This is a genomic window from Sporosarcina sp. GTC18466, assembly GCF_055389225.1.
On sequence record NZ_AP044037.1, the window covers coordinates 196,422 to 213,394 of the forward strand.

At 48.5% G+C, this 16,973-nt stretch carries 20 protein-coding genes; all 20 read left to right on the top strand.

The window, feature by feature from the left end; all coding sequences use genetic code 11:
• Window positions 1-48 precede the first annotated feature (48 nt).
• The 20 genes from ACZ5FK_RS00965 (at window position 49) to ACZ5FK_RS01060 (ending at window position 16,970) form a co-directional block, all read left to right on the top strand.
• A complete protein-coding gene (locus tag ACZ5FK_RS00965; RefSeq protein ID WP_464806055.1) occupies window positions 49-270 on the top strand; it encodes a flagellar FlbD family protein in 222 nt (73 codons plus the stop codon).
• Window positions 260-688 (top strand): flagellar basal body-associated protein FliL, encoded by a 429-nt coding sequence (gene fliL / locus ACZ5FK_RS00970; RefSeq protein WP_464806056.1) that lies wholly within the window; start codon window positions 260-262, stop codon window positions 686-688. The genes ACZ5FK_RS00965 and fliL overlap by 11 nt, the downstream gene beginning before the upstream one ends.
• Window positions 689-760: 72 nt before the next feature.
• Window positions 761-1,759 (top strand): flagellar motor switch protein FliM, encoded by a 999-nt coding sequence (fliM, locus tag ACZ5FK_RS00975; RefSeq protein WP_464806057.1) that lies wholly within the window; start codon window positions 761-763, stop codon window positions 1,757-1,759.
• Window positions 1,752-2,951, top strand: coding sequence for a flagellar motor switch phosphatase FliY (gene fliY / locus ACZ5FK_RS00980; protein ID WP_464806058.1), 1,200 nt, complete (start codon window positions 1,752-1,754; stop codon window positions 2,949-2,951). The genes fliM and fliY overlap by 8 nt, the downstream gene beginning before the upstream one ends.
• A gap of 61 nt (window positions 2,952-3,012) precedes the next feature.
• Entirely contained in the window at window positions 3,013-3,375 is a 363-nt protein-coding gene (locus ACZ5FK_RS00985) for a response regulator (RefSeq protein WP_464806059.1), read from the top strand.
• Window positions 3,376-3,382: 7 nt separating this feature from the next.
• The gene (locus tag ACZ5FK_RS00990) at window positions 3,383-4,072 is read left to right on the top strand and encodes a flagellar biosynthetic protein FliO (RefSeq protein ID WP_464806060.1); all 690 of its coding nucleotides are present in this window, start codon (window positions 3,383-3,385) and stop codon (window positions 4,070-4,072) included.
• Window positions 4,065-4,730 carry a flagellar type III secretion system pore protein FliP gene (fliP, locus tag ACZ5FK_RS00995; protein WP_464806061.1) on the top strand — a complete coding sequence of 222 codons (666 nt, stop codon included), beginning with the start codon at window positions 4,065-4,067 and terminating at the stop codon, window positions 4,728-4,730. Before ACZ5FK_RS00990 ends, fliP begins: the two co-directional genes overlap by 8 nt.
• Window positions 4,731-4,755: 25 nt before the next feature.
• Complete coding sequence (gene fliQ, locus ACZ5FK_RS01000; RefSeq protein ID WP_464806062.1) at window positions 4,756-5,025, top strand: flagellar biosynthesis protein FliQ; 270 nt, start codon at window positions 4,756-4,758, stop codon at window positions 5,023-5,025.
• Between the two features lie 4 nt (window positions 5,026-5,029).
• Window positions 5,030-5,806: a flagellar biosynthetic protein FliR gene (gene fliR / locus ACZ5FK_RS01005; protein WP_464806063.1), complete on the top strand. Its 777-nt coding sequence runs from the start codon at window positions 5,030-5,032 to the stop codon at window positions 5,804-5,806.
• Between the two features lie 4 nt (window positions 5,807-5,810).
• Window positions 5,811-6,890, top strand: a complete 1,080-nt coding sequence (gene flhB / locus ACZ5FK_RS01010; protein ID WP_464806064.1) for a flagellar biosynthesis protein FlhB — start codon at window positions 5,811-5,813, stop codon at window positions 6,888-6,890.
• 27 nt (window positions 6,891-6,917) lie between these two features.
• Entirely contained in the window at window positions 6,918-8,948 is a 2,031-nt protein-coding gene (gene flhA / locus ACZ5FK_RS01015) for a flagellar biosynthesis protein FlhA (RefSeq protein ID WP_464806065.1), read from the top strand.
• Window positions 8,948-10,063: a flagellar biosynthesis protein FlhF gene (gene flhF, locus ACZ5FK_RS01020; protein ID WP_464806066.1), complete on the top strand. Its 1,116-nt coding sequence runs from the start codon at window positions 8,948-8,950 to the stop codon at window positions 10,061-10,063. The genes flhA and flhF overlap by 1 nt, the downstream gene beginning before the upstream one ends.
• Window positions 10,056-10,922, top strand: coding sequence for a MinD/ParA family protein (locus ACZ5FK_RS01025; protein WP_464806067.1), 867 nt, complete (start codon window positions 10,056-10,058; stop codon window positions 10,920-10,922). The genes flhF and ACZ5FK_RS01025 overlap by 8 nt, the downstream gene beginning before the upstream one ends.
• A 52-nt stretch (window positions 10,923-10,974) precedes the next feature.
• Window positions 10,975-12,060, top strand: coding sequence for a protein-glutamate methylesterase/protein-glutamine glutaminase (locus ACZ5FK_RS01030; RefSeq protein WP_464807326.1), 1,086 nt, complete (start codon window positions 10,975-10,977; stop codon window positions 12,058-12,060).
• 1 nt (window position 12,061) lies between these two features.
• Window positions 12,062-14,101: a chemotaxis protein CheW gene (locus ACZ5FK_RS01035; protein WP_464806068.1), complete on the top strand. Its 2,040-nt coding sequence runs from the start codon at window positions 12,062-12,064 to the stop codon at window positions 14,099-14,101.
• A gap of 14 nt (window positions 14,102-14,115) precedes the next feature.
• Window positions 14,116-14,583 (top strand): chemotaxis protein CheW, encoded by a 468-nt coding sequence (locus ACZ5FK_RS01040; RefSeq protein ID WP_464806069.1) that lies wholly within the window; start codon window positions 14,116-14,118, stop codon window positions 14,581-14,583.
• Window positions 14,573-15,205 (top strand): chemotaxis protein CheC, encoded by a 633-nt coding sequence (locus tag ACZ5FK_RS01045; protein ID WP_464806070.1) that lies wholly within the window; start codon window positions 14,573-14,575, stop codon window positions 15,203-15,205. The genes ACZ5FK_RS01040 and ACZ5FK_RS01045 overlap by 11 nt, the downstream gene beginning before the upstream one ends.
• A 2-nt stretch (window positions 15,206-15,207) precedes the next feature.
• On the top strand, window positions 15,208-15,702 hold the full coding sequence (locus ACZ5FK_RS01050) for a chemotaxis protein CheD (RefSeq protein WP_464806071.1): 495 nt from the start codon (window positions 15,208-15,210) through the stop codon (window positions 15,700-15,702).
• Between the two features lie 186 nt (window positions 15,703-15,888).
• Window positions 15,889-16,668, top strand: coding sequence for a FliA/WhiG family RNA polymerase sigma factor (locus ACZ5FK_RS01055; protein WP_464806072.1), 780 nt, complete (start codon window positions 15,889-15,891; stop codon window positions 16,666-16,668).
• On the top strand, window positions 16,665-16,970 hold the full coding sequence (locus tag ACZ5FK_RS01060) for an RNA polymerase subunit sigma (RefSeq protein ID WP_464806073.1): 306 nt from the start codon (window positions 16,665-16,667) through the stop codon (window positions 16,968-16,970). The genes ACZ5FK_RS01055 and ACZ5FK_RS01060 overlap by 4 nt, the downstream gene beginning before the upstream one ends.
• Window positions 16,971-16,973 lie beyond the last annotated feature (3 nt).

Sequence of the window (16,973 nt, forward strand, 5' to 3'; positions counted from 1 at the left end):
TAGGTATAAAAGGAGGGTCGGGCCGGCTCTGTGCCCGGCCCCTTACATATGATTGAAGTGACTCGATTGAATGGAACGACGTTCATGTTGAACGCCTTGTACATAGAGAAGGTCGAATCGTCGCATGACACGACGATCACGCTGACGTCTGGCGTCAAATATGTGGTACGCGACAAGCCGGAGACCATCCAGCGGCGTATGATCGAATTTTATAAGGCGGTTCAGCTGTTAGCGAATCCGCATCTCCGGGGTGAAGAAGATGAAGAATAAAGCACTTACGATCACATTGATCATCTTAGTCGTCATTACGTTGGTCGGTATTGTCGGCCTCATTCTGGCGCTCCAGTTCAATAAGAACGCAGACGGGCCAAAAGAGCCGTCCATAGATGAAATCATCGAGGCGTCCGTCGATGTTCCAGAAATCACAACGAATCTTGCAGGTAAACAATTCATCCGCATTTCGTTGAAAATCCAAACAGAAAACAAGAAAGCAGCAGAAGAACTGACAAAGCGAGATTTCCAGGTGAATAACATTGTCATCCAGGAATTATCCGAGATGACGGCTGAGGAGCTTGAAGGGAAAGCCGGAAAACAGGCTTTTGAAGATGCAATCAAAGCCGAGCTCAACCCGCTGATGCGGGAGGGCGACATTCAAAAGGTTTATATTGTCTCGTACATCATTCAGTAAGATGACGGATCACAGAAATAGCTTAGACAGCTTAGTAGATTTTTAGAATCGGTATGCCGGGGAGGTGGACATATGTCGGGAGATATTTTATCCCAAAGTGAAATAGATGCGCTGTTATCCGCGTTGTCGACAGGTGAAATGACCGCTGAGGAAATGAAGAAGGAAGACGAAGGCAAGAAGGTCAAAGTATATGACTTTAAACGTGCGCTCCGTTTCTCGAAAGACCAGATCCGCAGCCTGACAAGGATCCATGAAAATTTCGCCCGGCTGTTGACGACGTATTTTTCTGCTCAGCTGCGGACGTATATCCAGATCAATGTCGCATCAGTCGACCAGATCCCGTTTGAAGAGTTCATCCGTTCCATACCGAACATGACGCTGATCAACATATTTGAAGTTCCGCCGCTTGAGGGGAATATCCTTATGGAAGTCAACCCGAACGTCGCGTATTCGATGCTTGACCGGCTGATGGGCGGCACAGGGGAGAGCCCCGGGAAAATGGATGCGATGACGGAGATCGAAACGAAGATTCTCACTAATCTTTTTGAGCGGTCTTTTGATAATTTGCGGGAAGCTTGGTCTGGGCTGATCGAAATCGATCCGTTTTTAGCTGAGATGGAAGTCAATCCGCAATTTCTGCAGATGATTTCGCCGAACGAAACGGTGGTCGTCATTTCTTTTAACATCGTAATCGGCGATTCAAGCGGCATGCTCAATATTTGTATTCCGCATATTGTTTTGGAACCGATCATGCCGAATTTATCGGTAACATATTGGATGCAGACAAATAAGAAAGAGCCGTCACCTGAACAAAGCATCAAACTCGAAAAACGGATTAAACGGGCAGAATTGCCGGTTGTCGCCGAGCTTGGGACAGGCAGTATTTCTGTAGAGGACTTCTTATACTTGGATAAAGGCGATGTCATTTCATTAAATAGTAAGATCACTGATCCTCTGGTGATCAAAGTGGGAGATGTCCCGAAATTCACTGGCCAGCCCGGACAATTGCGTAAGCGGATGGCAATTCAAATACTAGATCAACTGAACGGAGGGGATGAAGATGATGAGTGATAATATTTTATCCCAGGAAGAAATAGAGGCGCTTCTTCGAGGAGAGGAACTTCCAAGCACGGCAAGTGCTTCAGAAACGTCCGGCGCTTTGCAGATTGAAGACTATCTGAGCCCGATTGAGCAGGATGCGCTAGGAGAGATCGGCAATATATCGTTCGGGAGTTCGGCTACGGCCCTTTCCTCACTGCTTGGCCAGAAAGTCGAAATCACAACGCCATCCATTTCCGTTGTCGATCGCAAAACGCTGGAATCCGAATTCGTCCAGCCGTATGTCGCTACGCAAGTCGAATATACGGAAGGACTTGACGGCATCAATCTTCTGGTGATCAAGCAAAGTGATGCGGCGATCATCGCAGACCTCATGCTTGGCGGCGACGGCCTGCAGCCGAATGAGGAATTGAATGAAATTCATCTGAGTGCTGTCCAGGAAGCGATGAACCAGATGATGGGTTCGGCAGCTACATCCATGTCCACGGTCTTCAATAAGCGGGTTGATATTTCTCCGCCGACGATCGATTTGATGGATGTTCAGGAGGATGGCGGGATGCAGCACATACCTGACGCCGATGCGCTCATCAAAGTGTCATTTGAATTGAAAGTGGGTACTCTAATCGATTCGAATATCATGCAGCTGTTTCCGCTCGATTTCGGTAAAGAACTTGTCGGTTCACTGCTAGGAGAAGGACCTGAAGAGGAGACGGCAGCTGCGACGATGACTCCTCCCAAGAGAGAGGAAGAACCCCGAATCTCCCAAAGCACACCGGCAAGTGACCCATACAGCAGTTATGAGCAGCCGCAGCCGACGTATGAACAGCCACATAGCGGCATGACGCAGCAGCAGCTTCCGCCTAGGCAAGCGTCTAAGCCGCAAGTACATGTCCAACAGGCTCAATTCGCAAGTTTCGAATCGCCTGCGCTAAATCAGTCTGAGACGAACAACTTGAATATGCTGCTTGACATCCCGCTCAATGTGACGGTGGAACTCGGCCGGACGAAACGTTCTGTGAAAGAGATCCTTGAACTGTCGAGCGGCTCGATCATTGAGCTGGATAAGCTTGCTGGAGAACCTGTCGATATCCTCGTGAACAACCGCCATATCGCAAAAGGTGAAGTTGTCGTCATTGACGAGAATTTTGGCGTGCGGATCACTGATATACTAAGCCAGACAGACCGCTTGAACAATTTGCGCTGATTGGCAGAATGAAGCTTTTAGACTTATACTAGACAGATAGAAAATGTAGGAGGGTATTTTAATGGGCAACCGTATTTTAATCGTAGATGATGCTGCATTCATGCGCATGATGATCAAGGATATTTTGACGAAGAACAATTTCGAGGTCGTAGGAGAAGCCGCTGACGGTTCTCAGGCAGTAGAGAAGTACTTTGACCTCAAGCCGGACCTGGTCACAATGGATATCACAATGCCGGAGATGGATGGCATCGCGGCTTTGAAGGAAATCAAGGCGAAAGATCCGTCTGCGACAATCATCATGTGTTCCGCGATGGGCCAGCAAGCAATGGTCATCGACGCTATTCAGGCGGGAGCGAAAGACTTCATTGTGAAACCGTTCCAAGCGGATCGTGTTGTCGAAGCGATCCAAAAAGCGCTGGGATGAGCTCTCAATGAAGAAAGCGTTCATTTTCCGGATTGTATTCGTCGCCATCCTCCTGCTTTGCCTGTCCTGCCGCATTCATCCAGTCATCTCGCATGCTGCGGATGATTCGGACAAGCCGGTATCGGACTGGTATGCCGATCAAGAAGATGAGAAGGGGAAGAAAACGGATACAGAAAATGACACGTCAGCTGCTGAGCCGAAAGGTGGGGCAGCTGTCGGCTTGTCTATGGGTGATTATTTCAAAACGATTATCGCATTCATGTTTGTAGTCGCACTCTTATATGCATTATTGAAATTCATTAACCGCCGAAATCGAAAATATGATTCCCACCGTCTCATGAAAAATATGGGCGGCCTTTCACTTGGACAGCAGAAATCGATTCAGCTCGTCTTGATCGGAGAGAGATATTATATTGTCGGTGTTGGCGATAATGTTGAACTTCTTAAAGAGATAACAGATCATGATGAAATCGATAAGCTAAAGTCGTACTTGGAAGAAACCGATGAATCCGTGGCTTCGGGGACGCTCGACCGTCTTCTTGCCCGTTTCATGTCAAAGGGAGACTCTCCGAAGCAGCAGAGTGAAGGAGAAGCGGACTTCGGCCGGATGTTCAAGTCGAAAATCGAGGAAATGAAGGACGAACGAAGGCGGCATATCCGCCGGTTGGAGGAAAAGGAGCGCAAGGACGATGAATGATTTTATGCAATTCTTCTCTGATAGCGACCCTTCAAGCGTTTCGACATCTGTCAAAATGCTTCTGCTCTTGACCGTTCTCTCGCTGGCCCCGGCCATCTTGATCTTAATGACCTCATTCGCACGGATTGTCATTGTCCTGTCGTTTGTCAGGACGGCCCTTGCGACGCAGCAGATGCCGCCGAATCAGGTGCTTGTCGGACTTGCGCTGTTTTTGACATTCTTTATCATGGCGCCGACATTCCAGCAAGTGAATCAAACAGCGCTTACCCCTCTTTTCAATGAGGAAATCACGCTGGATGAAGCGTATGATCAGGCGAGCATGCCATTCAAGGAGTTCATGAGCAAACATACACGGCAAAAAGATCTGGAACTGTTCCTCCGCTACAACCAATCGGAACGTCCAGAGACGATTGAGGATATTCCTCTGACGACATTAGTTCCTGCATTCGCTGTAAGTGAACTGAAGACAGCTTTCCAGATGGGGTTCATGATCTTTATCCCGTTTCTCGTCATTGACATGATTGTCGCCAGCGTCCTGATGTCGATGGGTATGATGATGCTTCCGCCGGTCATGATTTCCTTGCCGTTTAAGATACTTTTATTCGTACTCGTTGATGGTTGGTATCTGATCGTCAAATCGCTGTTGCAAAGCTTTTAGCCACTAGTAATCGGGAGGGTTGCACATGACAGGAGAAACGGTTATATCGATTGCGGAACGGGCAGTTTGGGTCATTCTGCTGGCGTCAGGTCCGCTTTTGATCGTCGCGCTTGTGACCGGTCTGCTTGTGAGTATTTTTCAAGCGACGACACAGATCCAGGAGCAGACCCTTGCCTTCGTGCCGAAAATCATCGCAGTCATGGTAGCGATCATTTTTTTCGGACCATGGATGCTGTCGCGGGTGACATCGTTCGCTGCCGATATTTTTGAAAACCTTTCGCGGTATATAGGTTGACACTATGGAACAGCTGTTATCCTATTTGCCCGTGTATTTGCTGATCCTCACGAGGGTGACGGCATTCATTGTTACGGTGCCGCTATTCTCCTACCGGGCGATCCCGACGACACACCGAATTATTTTTGCGGCGCTTCTTTCGTGGGCGATGGTGTTTACGATTGACAGTCCCCTACTTGAAATTGACGGCATGTATTTCCTTCTGGTCATGAAGGAAGCGGTAGTTGGACTCGCCATTGGAATGATTGCGTTCATCGTCATGTCGGCGATCCAGATTGCAGGCGGATTCATTGATTTCCAGATGGGATTTGCCATCGCCAACGTCATCGATCCGCAGACAGGCGCACAATCGCCTCTCTTAGGCCAATTTTTCAATGTGCTTGCCATTTTGCTCCTTCTTTCGCTTAACGCACACCATATGCTGCTTGATGGGATATTTTACAGCTACCAATTCGTCCCGATTGATAAAATGAGCCTTTCGATAGGAGATGGACGGCTTGCCGATTATGTAATCCGGCTATTTGCCATGACATTCGGGATTGCGTTTCAAATGTCCATTCCGATCGTTGCGACATTATTCCTAGTAGATCTGGCTCTTGGCATTACTGCGCGGACTGTTCCGCAGCTCAATATCTTTGTGGTAGGTTTCCCGATTAAGATCGGCGTGAGCTTCCTGGTATTAGCAACGATGTTCGGAGTAATGATTGCCGTCATGCAAAAGATCTTTGAAGTGATGATGTCCTCGATGCGCGGTCTCATGACTATTTTAGGAGGGGGCTGACAGGATGCTCCGGTTGGATCTCCAATTTTTCGCAGGTGAAAAGACGGAAAAGGCGACTCCGAAGAAACGACAGGATTCACGGAAAAAAGGCCAAGTCCTGAAAAGCCAGGATGTGACAAGCGCTATTGTCTTACTGCTCATGTTCGCTTTTTTGTTTTTCGCATCCGGTTTCATGGGCAATGGCATCTTTGGTTTCTTTAAACATACATTCACGGAATATGTGACAATCAGAAGTCTTGATGAAGATCAGACGATGCTGATCTATATTGAGATGATCGAGCAGATGGCCTTTATTTTACTGCCGATCATGGCGATTGCAGTGGTTGCTGCGATTGTAGGGAACTTTGTGCAGTTTGGACTGCTTTTTACGACAGAACCGTTGAAATTCGACTTGAAGAAAATCGATCCGATCAAAGGATTAAAGCGCATCTTTTCCGTGCGCGCCTTGGTTGAACTTGTAAAATCACTGTTAAAGATCACACTCATCGGATCTGTCACAACGATGATTGTCATGATGAATTTGCCGAAAGTGCTAGGGCTCGCATTTAAAACGCCGCATGATACATTGACTACGGTCGGCCAGCTTGTCGCCATCATGGGGATTGTCGCGTCGTGTGTCCTGCTCTTCATCTCGGTACTGGACTATTTTTATCAGAAATATGATTATGAAAAAAATCTGCGGATGTCAAAACAGGACATCAAAGATGAATATAAAAACTCTGAAGGGGATCCGATCATCAAGTCCCGCATTAAACAGAGGCAGCGCGAAATGGCGATGAGGCGGATGATGCAGGAAGTTCCGCAGGCGGATGTCGTTATTACGAACCCGACGCATTACGCCATTGCGCTGAAATATGATGACGAGAAAATGGATGCCCCTGTTGTTGTGGCGAAAGGCGTCGATTTTGTCGCCCAGAAGATCAAGCTCATCGCGAAAGAGCATGAGATCGTCATGGTTGAAAATAGGCCGCTTGCGCGTGCTTTATATGACGATGCCGATATCGGCGACAGGATTCCGGAGGAGTTTTTCAAGACGGTCGCCGAGATTTTGGCGTATGTCTACCGGATCCAGCGGAAAATCTAAGATCATTTTTAAGAAAGTGGGGATGACATGCAGTTTAAGGATATCGGAGTGCTGGCAGCGGTCATTATGATTGTTGCAATGCTCGTCATCCCGTTGCCTCCGTGGCTGCTCAGTTTTTTGATCATCATCAATATTACGCTCGGCTTGCTCGTTCTATTGACAGCCATGAACATGCAGGAAGCCTTGCAATTTTCCATTTTCCCTTCTTTGCTATTATTGCTTACCTTGTTCCGGCTCGGCTTGAACGTCTCCACAACGCGTGCAATCCTTTCAGAAGGGGACGCGGGCGGCGTTGTCGATACGTTCGGGACGTTCGTGACCGGCGGTAATATCGTTGTAGGTCTAGTCGTGTTCGTGATCTTGATCATCATCCAGTTCATCGTCATCACTAAGGGATCGGAGCGTGTGTCGGAAGTTGCGGCACGGTTTACGCTAGATGCGATGCCAGGGAAGCAGATGAGCATTGATGCAGATTTGAACGCGGGAATGATTTCAGAAACCGAGGCCCGCATGAGACGTGAGAAAGTCAGCAATGAAGCCGACTTCTATGGAGCGATGGACGGGGCGACAAAGTTCGTAAAAGGGGATGCGATCGCTGGTATTATTATCGTCATGATCAACTTGCTGGTTGGCATGATCATCGGAGTCGCCCAGATGGGACTGCCATTCGCAGAAGCGGCTACCCAGTTTTCCAAGCTGACAGTCGGTGATGGTATCGTTTCGCAGATACCGGCGCTACTCATATCCACTGCGACAGGTATCGTTGTTACCCGCGCAGCTTCCGAAGGGAATCTTGGTACCGATATTACAACACAGCTGATGGGCCAGCCGAAACTTCTATATATTGCAGGTGCGACTATCGCCCTCCTCGGTATCTTCACTCCAATCGGTCCGTTTGTGACGTTTCCGATAGCGATTGCGCTTGTTGCAGGTGCGTACTTTATGTCTCGCAAGCCGGAAGAGAATCCAGAAGAGATCCTGGAAATGGAGGAAGAGGTCGAAACGGAAGGATTGAAAAGCCCCGAGAATGTCGTCAATTTGCTGAATGTGGATCCTATCGAATTCGAGTTCGGATATGGCCTCATCCCGCTTGTGGATGCACAGCAAGGCGGTGATCTTCTCGACCGTGTCGTCATGATCAGAAGACAGCTTGCCCTTGAACTGGGCCTTGTCATTCCGGTAGTGCGGATCAGGGATAATATTCAGCTTCAGCCTAATGAGTACAGGATCAAAATCAAAGGCAATGAGATGGCGCGGGGAGAATTGCTCCTCGATCATTATCTCGCAATGAGTCCGGGTGGAGATGACTCCATCGAAGGGATTGACACGATCGAGCCTTCTTTTGGATTGCCGGCGAAATGGATTACCGAAGCCGTCAAGGAAGATGCGGAAATCCTCGGATATACAGTTGTCGATCCGCCGAGCGTCGTATCCACCCATCTGACAGAAGTGATCCGTGCGAATGCGGCTGACCTGCTTGGCCGGCAGGAAACGAAGCAGCTTGTCGATCATGTGCGTGAAACGTATCCAATCCTTGTTGATGAATTGACACCGACGCCAATGTCAATCGGTGAAATCCAGAAAGTGCTTGCGAAGCTGCTGGATGAGCATGTGTCAATCCGCAACTTGCCGATCATTTTTGAAACGCTTGCCGATTACTCGAAATATACATCCGATGTCGATTTGCTGACGGAGTATGTGCGCCAATCGCTCGCGCGCCAAATCACAAACCAGTACTCCCAGCCGGGTGACTCGCTCAAAGTGCTGACTGTTTCAGGCAAAGTGGAGAAAGCGATCGCCGACAGCATTCAGCAAACGGAGCAAGGAAACTATTTGTCGCTCGATCCGTCCATTTCCCAGTCAATTTTAGAGTCGATCGCCCGTGAAGTGGAACGGGTAGCAATGATGGATCAATCGCCGATCATTCTTTGCTCGCCAGCAATCCGGATGTATTTGCGCCAGATCACGGAACGGTATTTCCCGCAAATACCGGTGCTTTCCTATAATGAGCTGGAAGCTTCAATTGAAGTCCAAAGCGTCGGGGTGGTTGATATTTAATGAAAACGAAAAAGTATACGGCTGAAACGATGGTAGAAGCGATGAAAAAAGTAAGGGCTGATTTTGGAGAGGACGCAATCATATTGAGTTCCTCAGTTATCAAGTCAAAAGGTTTCCTTGGGCTCTTCCAAAAAAAGTCCGTGGAAGTCGTGGCAGGCTATGACGAGCCATCCAAGAAGGTCCCGCCTTCTCAGAATAAAGAGCAGTTCGCTATGCAAGAGACATACCGGTCTGAGACGGATAAAAAGCTTGCGAAAGAAATGAAAGAGATGAAAGAGATGCTCGCAGTCTTGAATCAAAAAGCGGCGATCTCGAATGTTCCAGAAGAATATTCCATACTCTTCGCCCACTTGGAACAGCAAGGCTTATCGTCCAAGTTGATAGCCATGCTAATTGAAAATTTGCGCGTCAAATCAAGAGAAGAGATGCGGGAACTCAGTTTGCATGAGCAGGTTGAGTTGGTGAAGACATGCCTAAAAGAACATTACAGTAATCTGCCTTTCGGCGGAATTTCGTATTCCAAGAGATATATAAATGTCCTTGGCCCGACAGGCGTCGGCAAGACGACGACAGTTGCGAAAATTGCCGCCAGGGCTTTGCTTGAAAAGAAGAAGAAAATCGGTTTTATAACAACCGACACGTACCGGATTGCAGCAATTGAACAGCTGCGGACGTATGCCAATCTGCTGCAAGCTCCTGTGGAGGTCGCCTACGACAGCAAAGATTTCAAGACGGCGACCGAGAAATTCGGTGATCGGGATCTCGTGTTCATTGATACGGCAGGCCGGAATTATAAAGAGGAGCAGTTTGTGCGTGATCTAAAAGGGCTCATAGACTTTTCGCTGGAGATGGAATCGTATCTCGTCCTTTCTGTCACTTCAAAGGAGCAGGATATGCGCACGATCATTGACCAGTTCAATTCCATCCCGATTCATAAGTTCATCTTTACAAAAACCGACGAAACCGGTTCTTACGGTCCTATTTTTAATGTAATGGACGACTATGGCATCGGTGTTGCATATTGCACGGATGGACAAGAAGTTCCGGAAGACATCACAGAAGCGACGCTTGAGTCTTTGACAGAGCTTTTGATGGAAGGTGTGCGACATGCGTGACCAAGCGGAAGCATTACGTCTGAAAATGATGAGAGCCAGTGGGCAGCTTGGCCGATCGATTGCAGTTGTCAGTGGAAAAGGCGGTGTTGGTAAATCCAATTTCTCGACCAACTTTGCACATGCCCTTCGGCAAAAAGGAAAGCGGGTCATCATTATTGATATGGATATCGGCATGGGGAATATTCATATTCTTCTTGGCGTCTCACCGTCCTATAGTTTACAAGATCATCTATCAGGAAGCATTCCGCTGGATGATGTGATCAATACCGAGCAGGGCGGCCTGGATTTCATAGCTGGCGGGTCAGGGCTTGACACAGTTGTTGATTGGACGGAAGAAATGTTCAGCAGGCTTATTCTGGCGTTTGAGCAGTTACAGACAGAGTATGATTTCATCCTTTTCGATATGGGGGCGGGCGCTTCCCGCCAGTCGATCGATCTGATTATGTCAGTGGATGAAGTGATTGCGATTTCGACGACAGAACCGACATCGATTACAGACGTATACTCCATGATGAAATTCATATGTCTGCAAGATAAAGATAAACAGATCAGCGTAGTCTGCAATCGGGTATCGAGTGAAGAAGAGGGCCGTGAAGTCATGACCCGCCTGCAATTTGCCATGAGAAAGTTTCTTGACATGGAAGTTGCACTTCTTGGTTTCCTCCCCGAAGATCCACATGTCCATAAAGCGGTCGTTGCCCAGAAACCATTTGTCCTTCAATATCCAAACGCAATGATCTCCAGAAGGATGAAAGAGATTGCTGATAATTTTACTGGATTGCAAAGAGAAGAATCGGCGGGAAAGGAAAGCGGCTTTCTTGGAAAACTGCGTAAAATTTTCATGAAAGGACGTGGATGACTTGGCAATTGGAATTAAAAAGAAAGTGCTAGTTGTCGACGACTCAGCCTTCATGCGGAAGATGATCTCTGAGATGCTTTCTTCCCACGACGAACTTGAAATCGTCGGAATTGCCAGGAACGGCAAAGAAGCTCTAGAGAAAGTGGAATCCCTGAATCCAGATGTCATCACGATGGATGTCGAAATGCCGGTGATGGATGGTCTCTCCGCTCTCAAGGAGATCATGGATGTTTCCCCGGTGCCGGTCGTAATGTTATCCAGCACGACGGAGAGCGGTGCAATCAATACCATACGCGCAATGGAGCTGGGCGCTGTAGATTTTGTCACGAAGCCCGGAGGATCCATTTCTTTGAATTTGAAAGATGCTCAAAAGGAGATTGTCGATAAGGTTGTCGCAGCGTCCAAAGTGAGAATGGAAACGCTGGTACAGAGACAAGCCCCAAGTCTTTCTCCAAACCGCCATCCTGTTTCATTTCTAGCTAAAAACCATTTTCCTGATAGCCAAGATGAAAATTCTTCTATTCTAGAGAAAAAGTTTTCCAAGAAGAGCAATGCTTTTGTTATAATAGGTACATCGACAGGGGGACCTAGAGCACTACAAGAAGTGTTGACGAAATTGCCGCTGTCGATTGATGCACCTATTTTGGTCGTCCAGCATATGCCGGCAGGTTTTACAAAATCGCTTGCGGAACGGCTGGATGGATTATGCAAGATTACTGTAAAGGAAGCAGCGGACGGCGATGTCTTAAGAAAAGGGACTGCCTATATCGCTCCGGGCGGCAAGCATTTAAAAATCGTCAAAATGGGAACTTCTTACTGTTGCAGGCTGGATGAAACAGAGAGCCCGCGCATGGGCCACCGCCCGTCAGTTGACGTGTTGTTTGAATCGGCATCAGCTATCAGCGATGCAAACTTCATCGCCGTTGTCCTCACAGGAATGGGGCATGACGGCAAGGCGGGGATGGAGCAGCTGAAGCAAGCTGGAAACACAATCTCCATAGCAGAGTCCGAAAATACTGCAGTCATATACGGAATGCCTAAAGCAATCATCGAGGCGAAGCTAGCGGACGAGATTGCCGACTTGCAGGACGTCGCGTCAGCTATTATGGAAACGATGAAGTTCAGAGGGGGTAAATAGGATGGATACAAATCAGTATTTGGAAATGTTCCTAGATGAAAGCAAGGAGCATCTTCAAGCATGCAATGAGCACTTGCTGGAACTGGAAAAAAACCCAAAGGATCTGGTGATCGTCAATGAGGTTTTCCGTTCTGCCCACACGTTAAAAGGGATGTCGGCAACGATGGGATATGAGGACATCGCAGACCTGACACATAAGATGGAGAATGTCCTTGACGCTATACGCAATTCGAAGATCGTTGTGACAACGGAGATTTTGGATATCGTATTCCGGGCGGTCGATGATCTGGAAGAGATGGTGCTTGATATCGAGGCGGGCGGAAGTGGAAAGAAGGACGTCAGCGAGTTGGTTGATCAACTGAAGCGCATTGAATCCGGCGAAACAATCGATGCAGCGGCAGCTGAAACAGCAGCGGCTGTTGTGGAAATGGAGCAGCCATCCAGCATCACGTATGACGATTTTGAAATGACCGTGATCAGCCAGTCTAAAGAGCAGGGGTTCGCGGCTTATGAAGTGACGGTGGAGCTCCGGGAAGACTGCCTGCTCAAAGCGGCACGCGTATTCATGGTATTCGAGATACTCGAGAAGTCAGGTGAAGTGATCAAATCTGTACCGAATGTGGAACAGCTGGAAAATGAGGACTTCGATCAGCAATTCACTGTTGTCCTTTTGACGAAGGAGGATATCAGCTCTCTTACCGGGAAGGTCATGAAAGTGTCTGAAGTCGAACATGTCGGCATCATGCCGGTCACGACTGAACGGCCTCTCGAAGATGATAGGATGAAAGATGAAAAAACGGCATCTGCTCCTGCCGGAGAAAAAGCAGGCGGAACACAAGCACAGCAAGAATCCGCTCCGCAACAGCAGAAGAAAGCCGCGTCACCTGCCCATTCCAATAAGACGATCCGGGTGAACATCGACCGGCTTGATATTCTGATGAATTTATTTGAAGAGCTCGTCATCGACCGTGGGCGTTTGCAGTCAATCGCTGAAGAATTGCATAATCCGGATCTGAATGAAACGGTCGAGCGGATGACTAGGGTGTCTGGAGATTTGCAGAATATCATCTTGAATATGCGAATGATTCCCGTCGAAACCGTGTTCAACCGATTCCCTAAAATGGTACGCCAGCTCGCGAGGGATTTGAACAAGAAGATTTCGCTAGAAATTGTCGGAGCTGAAACGGAACTTGACCGTACCGTCATCGACGAGATCGGGGACCCGCTTGTCCATCTTATCCGAAATGCGCTGGATCATGGCATTGAGAGTCCGGAAGAGCGGGTTGCGAAAGGCAAGCCTGAAGAGGGTACTGTCACGCTGCGCGCTTACCATTCCGGCAATCATGTATTCATCGAGCTGGAAGATGACGGGGCCGGTGTGAACCGTGAACGCGTACTGAAAAAGGCGATAGAAAGAGGAATCGTCACGGAAGAGGCATCACATTCGATGACGGATAAGCAAGTTGCAGAACTCATTCTGTCCTCTGGCTTCTCGACAGCCGAAAAGATTACGGATGTATCTGGACGCGGGGTTGGCCTTGATGTCGTGAAGAGTACAATCGAGTCGCTTGGAGGCTATATCACAATCGACTCAACGGAAGGACGCGGGTCGCTTTTCCAGGTCCAGCTGCCGCTCACATTATCCATCATTTCAGTCATGCTCGTGGAACTTGATAAGGATATTTATGCGATTCCGCTATCATCCATCATCGAAACGGCAATTATCCAGAAGTCCGATATTATGAATGCCCACAATCAAAAAGTGATCGATTTCAGAGGCAGCATCGTGCCGCTCGTTAATCTGAAGGAAATCTTTGAGATGGAAGGGGATGCTAATGACGATGCATTCCAGTCGGTCGTCATTGTAAGGAAAGGCGAAAAGCTTGCCGGACTTGTAGTCGATTCGTTTATCGGCCAGCAGGAAATTGTCCTGAAATCCCTTGGAAACTACTTGCAGAGCGTGTTTGCGATTTCTGGCGCGACAATCTTAGGAAACGGCCAGGTCGCATTGATTGTCGACTGCAACGCCTTGATCAAATAAGAGGGGGAAAAACCATGACTGCAACTAGCGCGCAGGAAACCCAGAAGTATATTGTGTTTCAATTGATGGATAAAGAGTATGCGATTGAAGTGGAAGTCGTTGAAGGGATCGAGAAATTGATGGCCATCACGAGGGTTCCAAAGACACCTTCTTATGTGAAAGGCGTCATCAATCTGCGTGGCCTTGTGACGCCGATTGTCGATCTGCGCGAGAGATTCGGCCTCGAGCTCCGTGAGATGGATGAAACAAGCCGCATCATTATCGTATCCCTCCAGGATTTTGAAGTTGGTCTCATCGTCGATTCGGCGAATGATGTCATCGATATCGCGGTAGATTCCATAGAACCGCAGCCGGAAGTTGTCGGCTCCATCGAATCGGAATTCATTTCGGGTGTTGTGAAGGTGGACAAGCGTCTTCTCGTCATGCTGAATCTGGATAAGGTGCTGCAGCCCTTAAAACGGGGTACGACCGATGAGTACTGACCTTTCGATTACGGATATGCATCTTGATGTTTTAAAGGAGATCGGCAATATTGGAGCCGCACATGCAGCGACGTCCCTCTCCCAGCTTCTTGGCAGGAAGATCGATATGCATGTCCCGGGTGTCAGCCTAGTCTCGTTCGATGAGATGTTCGAGCTTGCCGGCGGCGCCGAAAAGATTGTCGCGGGCATCTATTTGCGGATTGAGGGCGACCTGTCGGGCAGCATGTTCTTCGTACTCCCGATTGCATCCGCCAATCATTTCATAAGACGGCTTGTCGGGGACGATTCTTTTGATTTCAGTTCCGTCCCTATTTCGGAAATCGGCATTTCGGCGATGCAGGAGCTTGGAAATATCTTGTCGGGCTCTTATCTGTCGGCGCTGTCCGATTTCACGAACTTGAATATCTATCCGACGGTACCTTCACTGTCCGTCGATATGGTAGGGGCGATCGTCAGCTTCGGCCTGATTGAAGTATCCCATTACAGCGATGAGGTCATCGTCATCGATACGCAGCTCAACGAGGAGGATGAAGACGGCTCCGTCAGTGTGGACGGCCACTTCTTCCTGCTGCCTGATCCGCCGTCCTATTTGACGATCTTCCGTTCGCTTGGTGTGCTGTGACGATGGCGGCCGTTCAAACTGTCGTCCGTGTCGGCATCGCAGACATGAATATCGTCAAAGCACCGGACACAATCAGGACATCAGGGCTTGGCTCATGTGTCGGCGTCATCTTGTATGATGAAGTGAAAAAGATTGCCGGGATGCTCCATGTCATGCTTCCTGATTCGACCCTTGGCAAGTCGGATAAGATCAATATGGCGAAATTTGCCGATACGGGTGTATATGCACTGATGGAGTTGCTGAAAGCCGAAGGGGTCCGTCCGCTGTCCTTGAAAGCGAAGATTGCAGGAGGGGCACAAATGTTCCAATTCGGTTCAAGCGACACTGTAAGGATCGGCCCGCGCAACGTGGAAGCGGTAAAAAAAGAGCTGCGGAAGCTCTCTATTCCTCTTATAGCGGAAGATACAGGAGGTTCGAGCGGGAGGACAATCGAATTTGACCCCGCTTCGGCCAAATTGAGCATCCGGACGGTCAATGAAGGCACAAAAGAGCTGTAGACCGGCTAGGGATGGCTTACAACAAGGCGGATGAGCTTCTGCTAAGGCGCTGCCAATATTTACACAACAGGTTATGAAGGCGGCTGAACGATTCAGTCGCCTTTTTTCGCTAAAATTTGATATACTTAATACATAAATTCTGTTTGGAGAATAGTAGATTCATTCATTTGGAAAGCGAGGGGTATGATGTCCAGCCAAAGTATGACGGAGGAAGAATGTTGGAAGCTATGGTTATCCGATAGGAATGCCGATGCCGGTGATGTGCTCGTCCGAAAATACACCCCTCTCGTTAATTACCATGTACAAAGGATCAGTTCCGGCTTGCCGCGCAGTGTCCCAAGAGATGACATAAAAAGCCTTGGCTTGCAGGGGCTGTTTGATGCGCTCACAAAATTCGATCCCGGCCGTGATTTGAAATTCGACACATATGCATCATTCCGGATACGCGGCACCATTATTGACGGCCTCCGCAAAGAGGATTGGCTGCCAAGATCTGTGCGGGAGAAGACGAAGAAGATGGAAGAGGAGATTTTGAAGCTGGAACAGAAACTGCTTCGACATGCGACCCCTGAGGAAGTCGCGGATCATCTTGGCATAACTGTTGACGAAGTGTATCAGACAGTGCATGAGAATTTTTTTGCCAATGTCCTGTCCATCGATGAACGCATCAATGAGGATGACGAAGAGAACCAGAAATCATTTGTGATCAAAGACGAGACATTGAAAACCCCTGAACAGACAGCGATGATGGCTGAACTCGTCGGTGACCTTGCGGAGAATATCAAACAATTGAATAAGAACGAACAGCTCGTCCTCAGCCTGTTTTATACGGAAGAGATGACGTTGACGGAAATCGGGGAAATCCTCAGCCTGTCGACCTCCCGTATTTCCCAGATCCATTCAAAGGCTCTATTTAAGCTGCGAAAACTTTTGTCTCCTGAAATCATTGATGGAGGAATACTATGAGCTTGAAAGTGATTGAACTGCAGATCGCCATCCCGAAGACGTTCGACGCCGGCAAGGTTGCTGAGCAGAAACAGCAGCAGTCCCAGATGAACCAGGATCTGGCGAACAGCCTGACAGAAAAGGAACAGCTGAAGCAACGCGAGAGCGTCGTCAAATCGGAGACCGCTGCAAAGGCGGCAAACCAAAAAACAGGCGGAAACAGCCGGCAGCAAGAAGAGGGGCGCCACGGGAAGAAAGACAGCAATGAACAAAACAGCACGGAGCACCCGTATAAAGGGGCCTTCGTCGATTTCACGGGGTAAAAG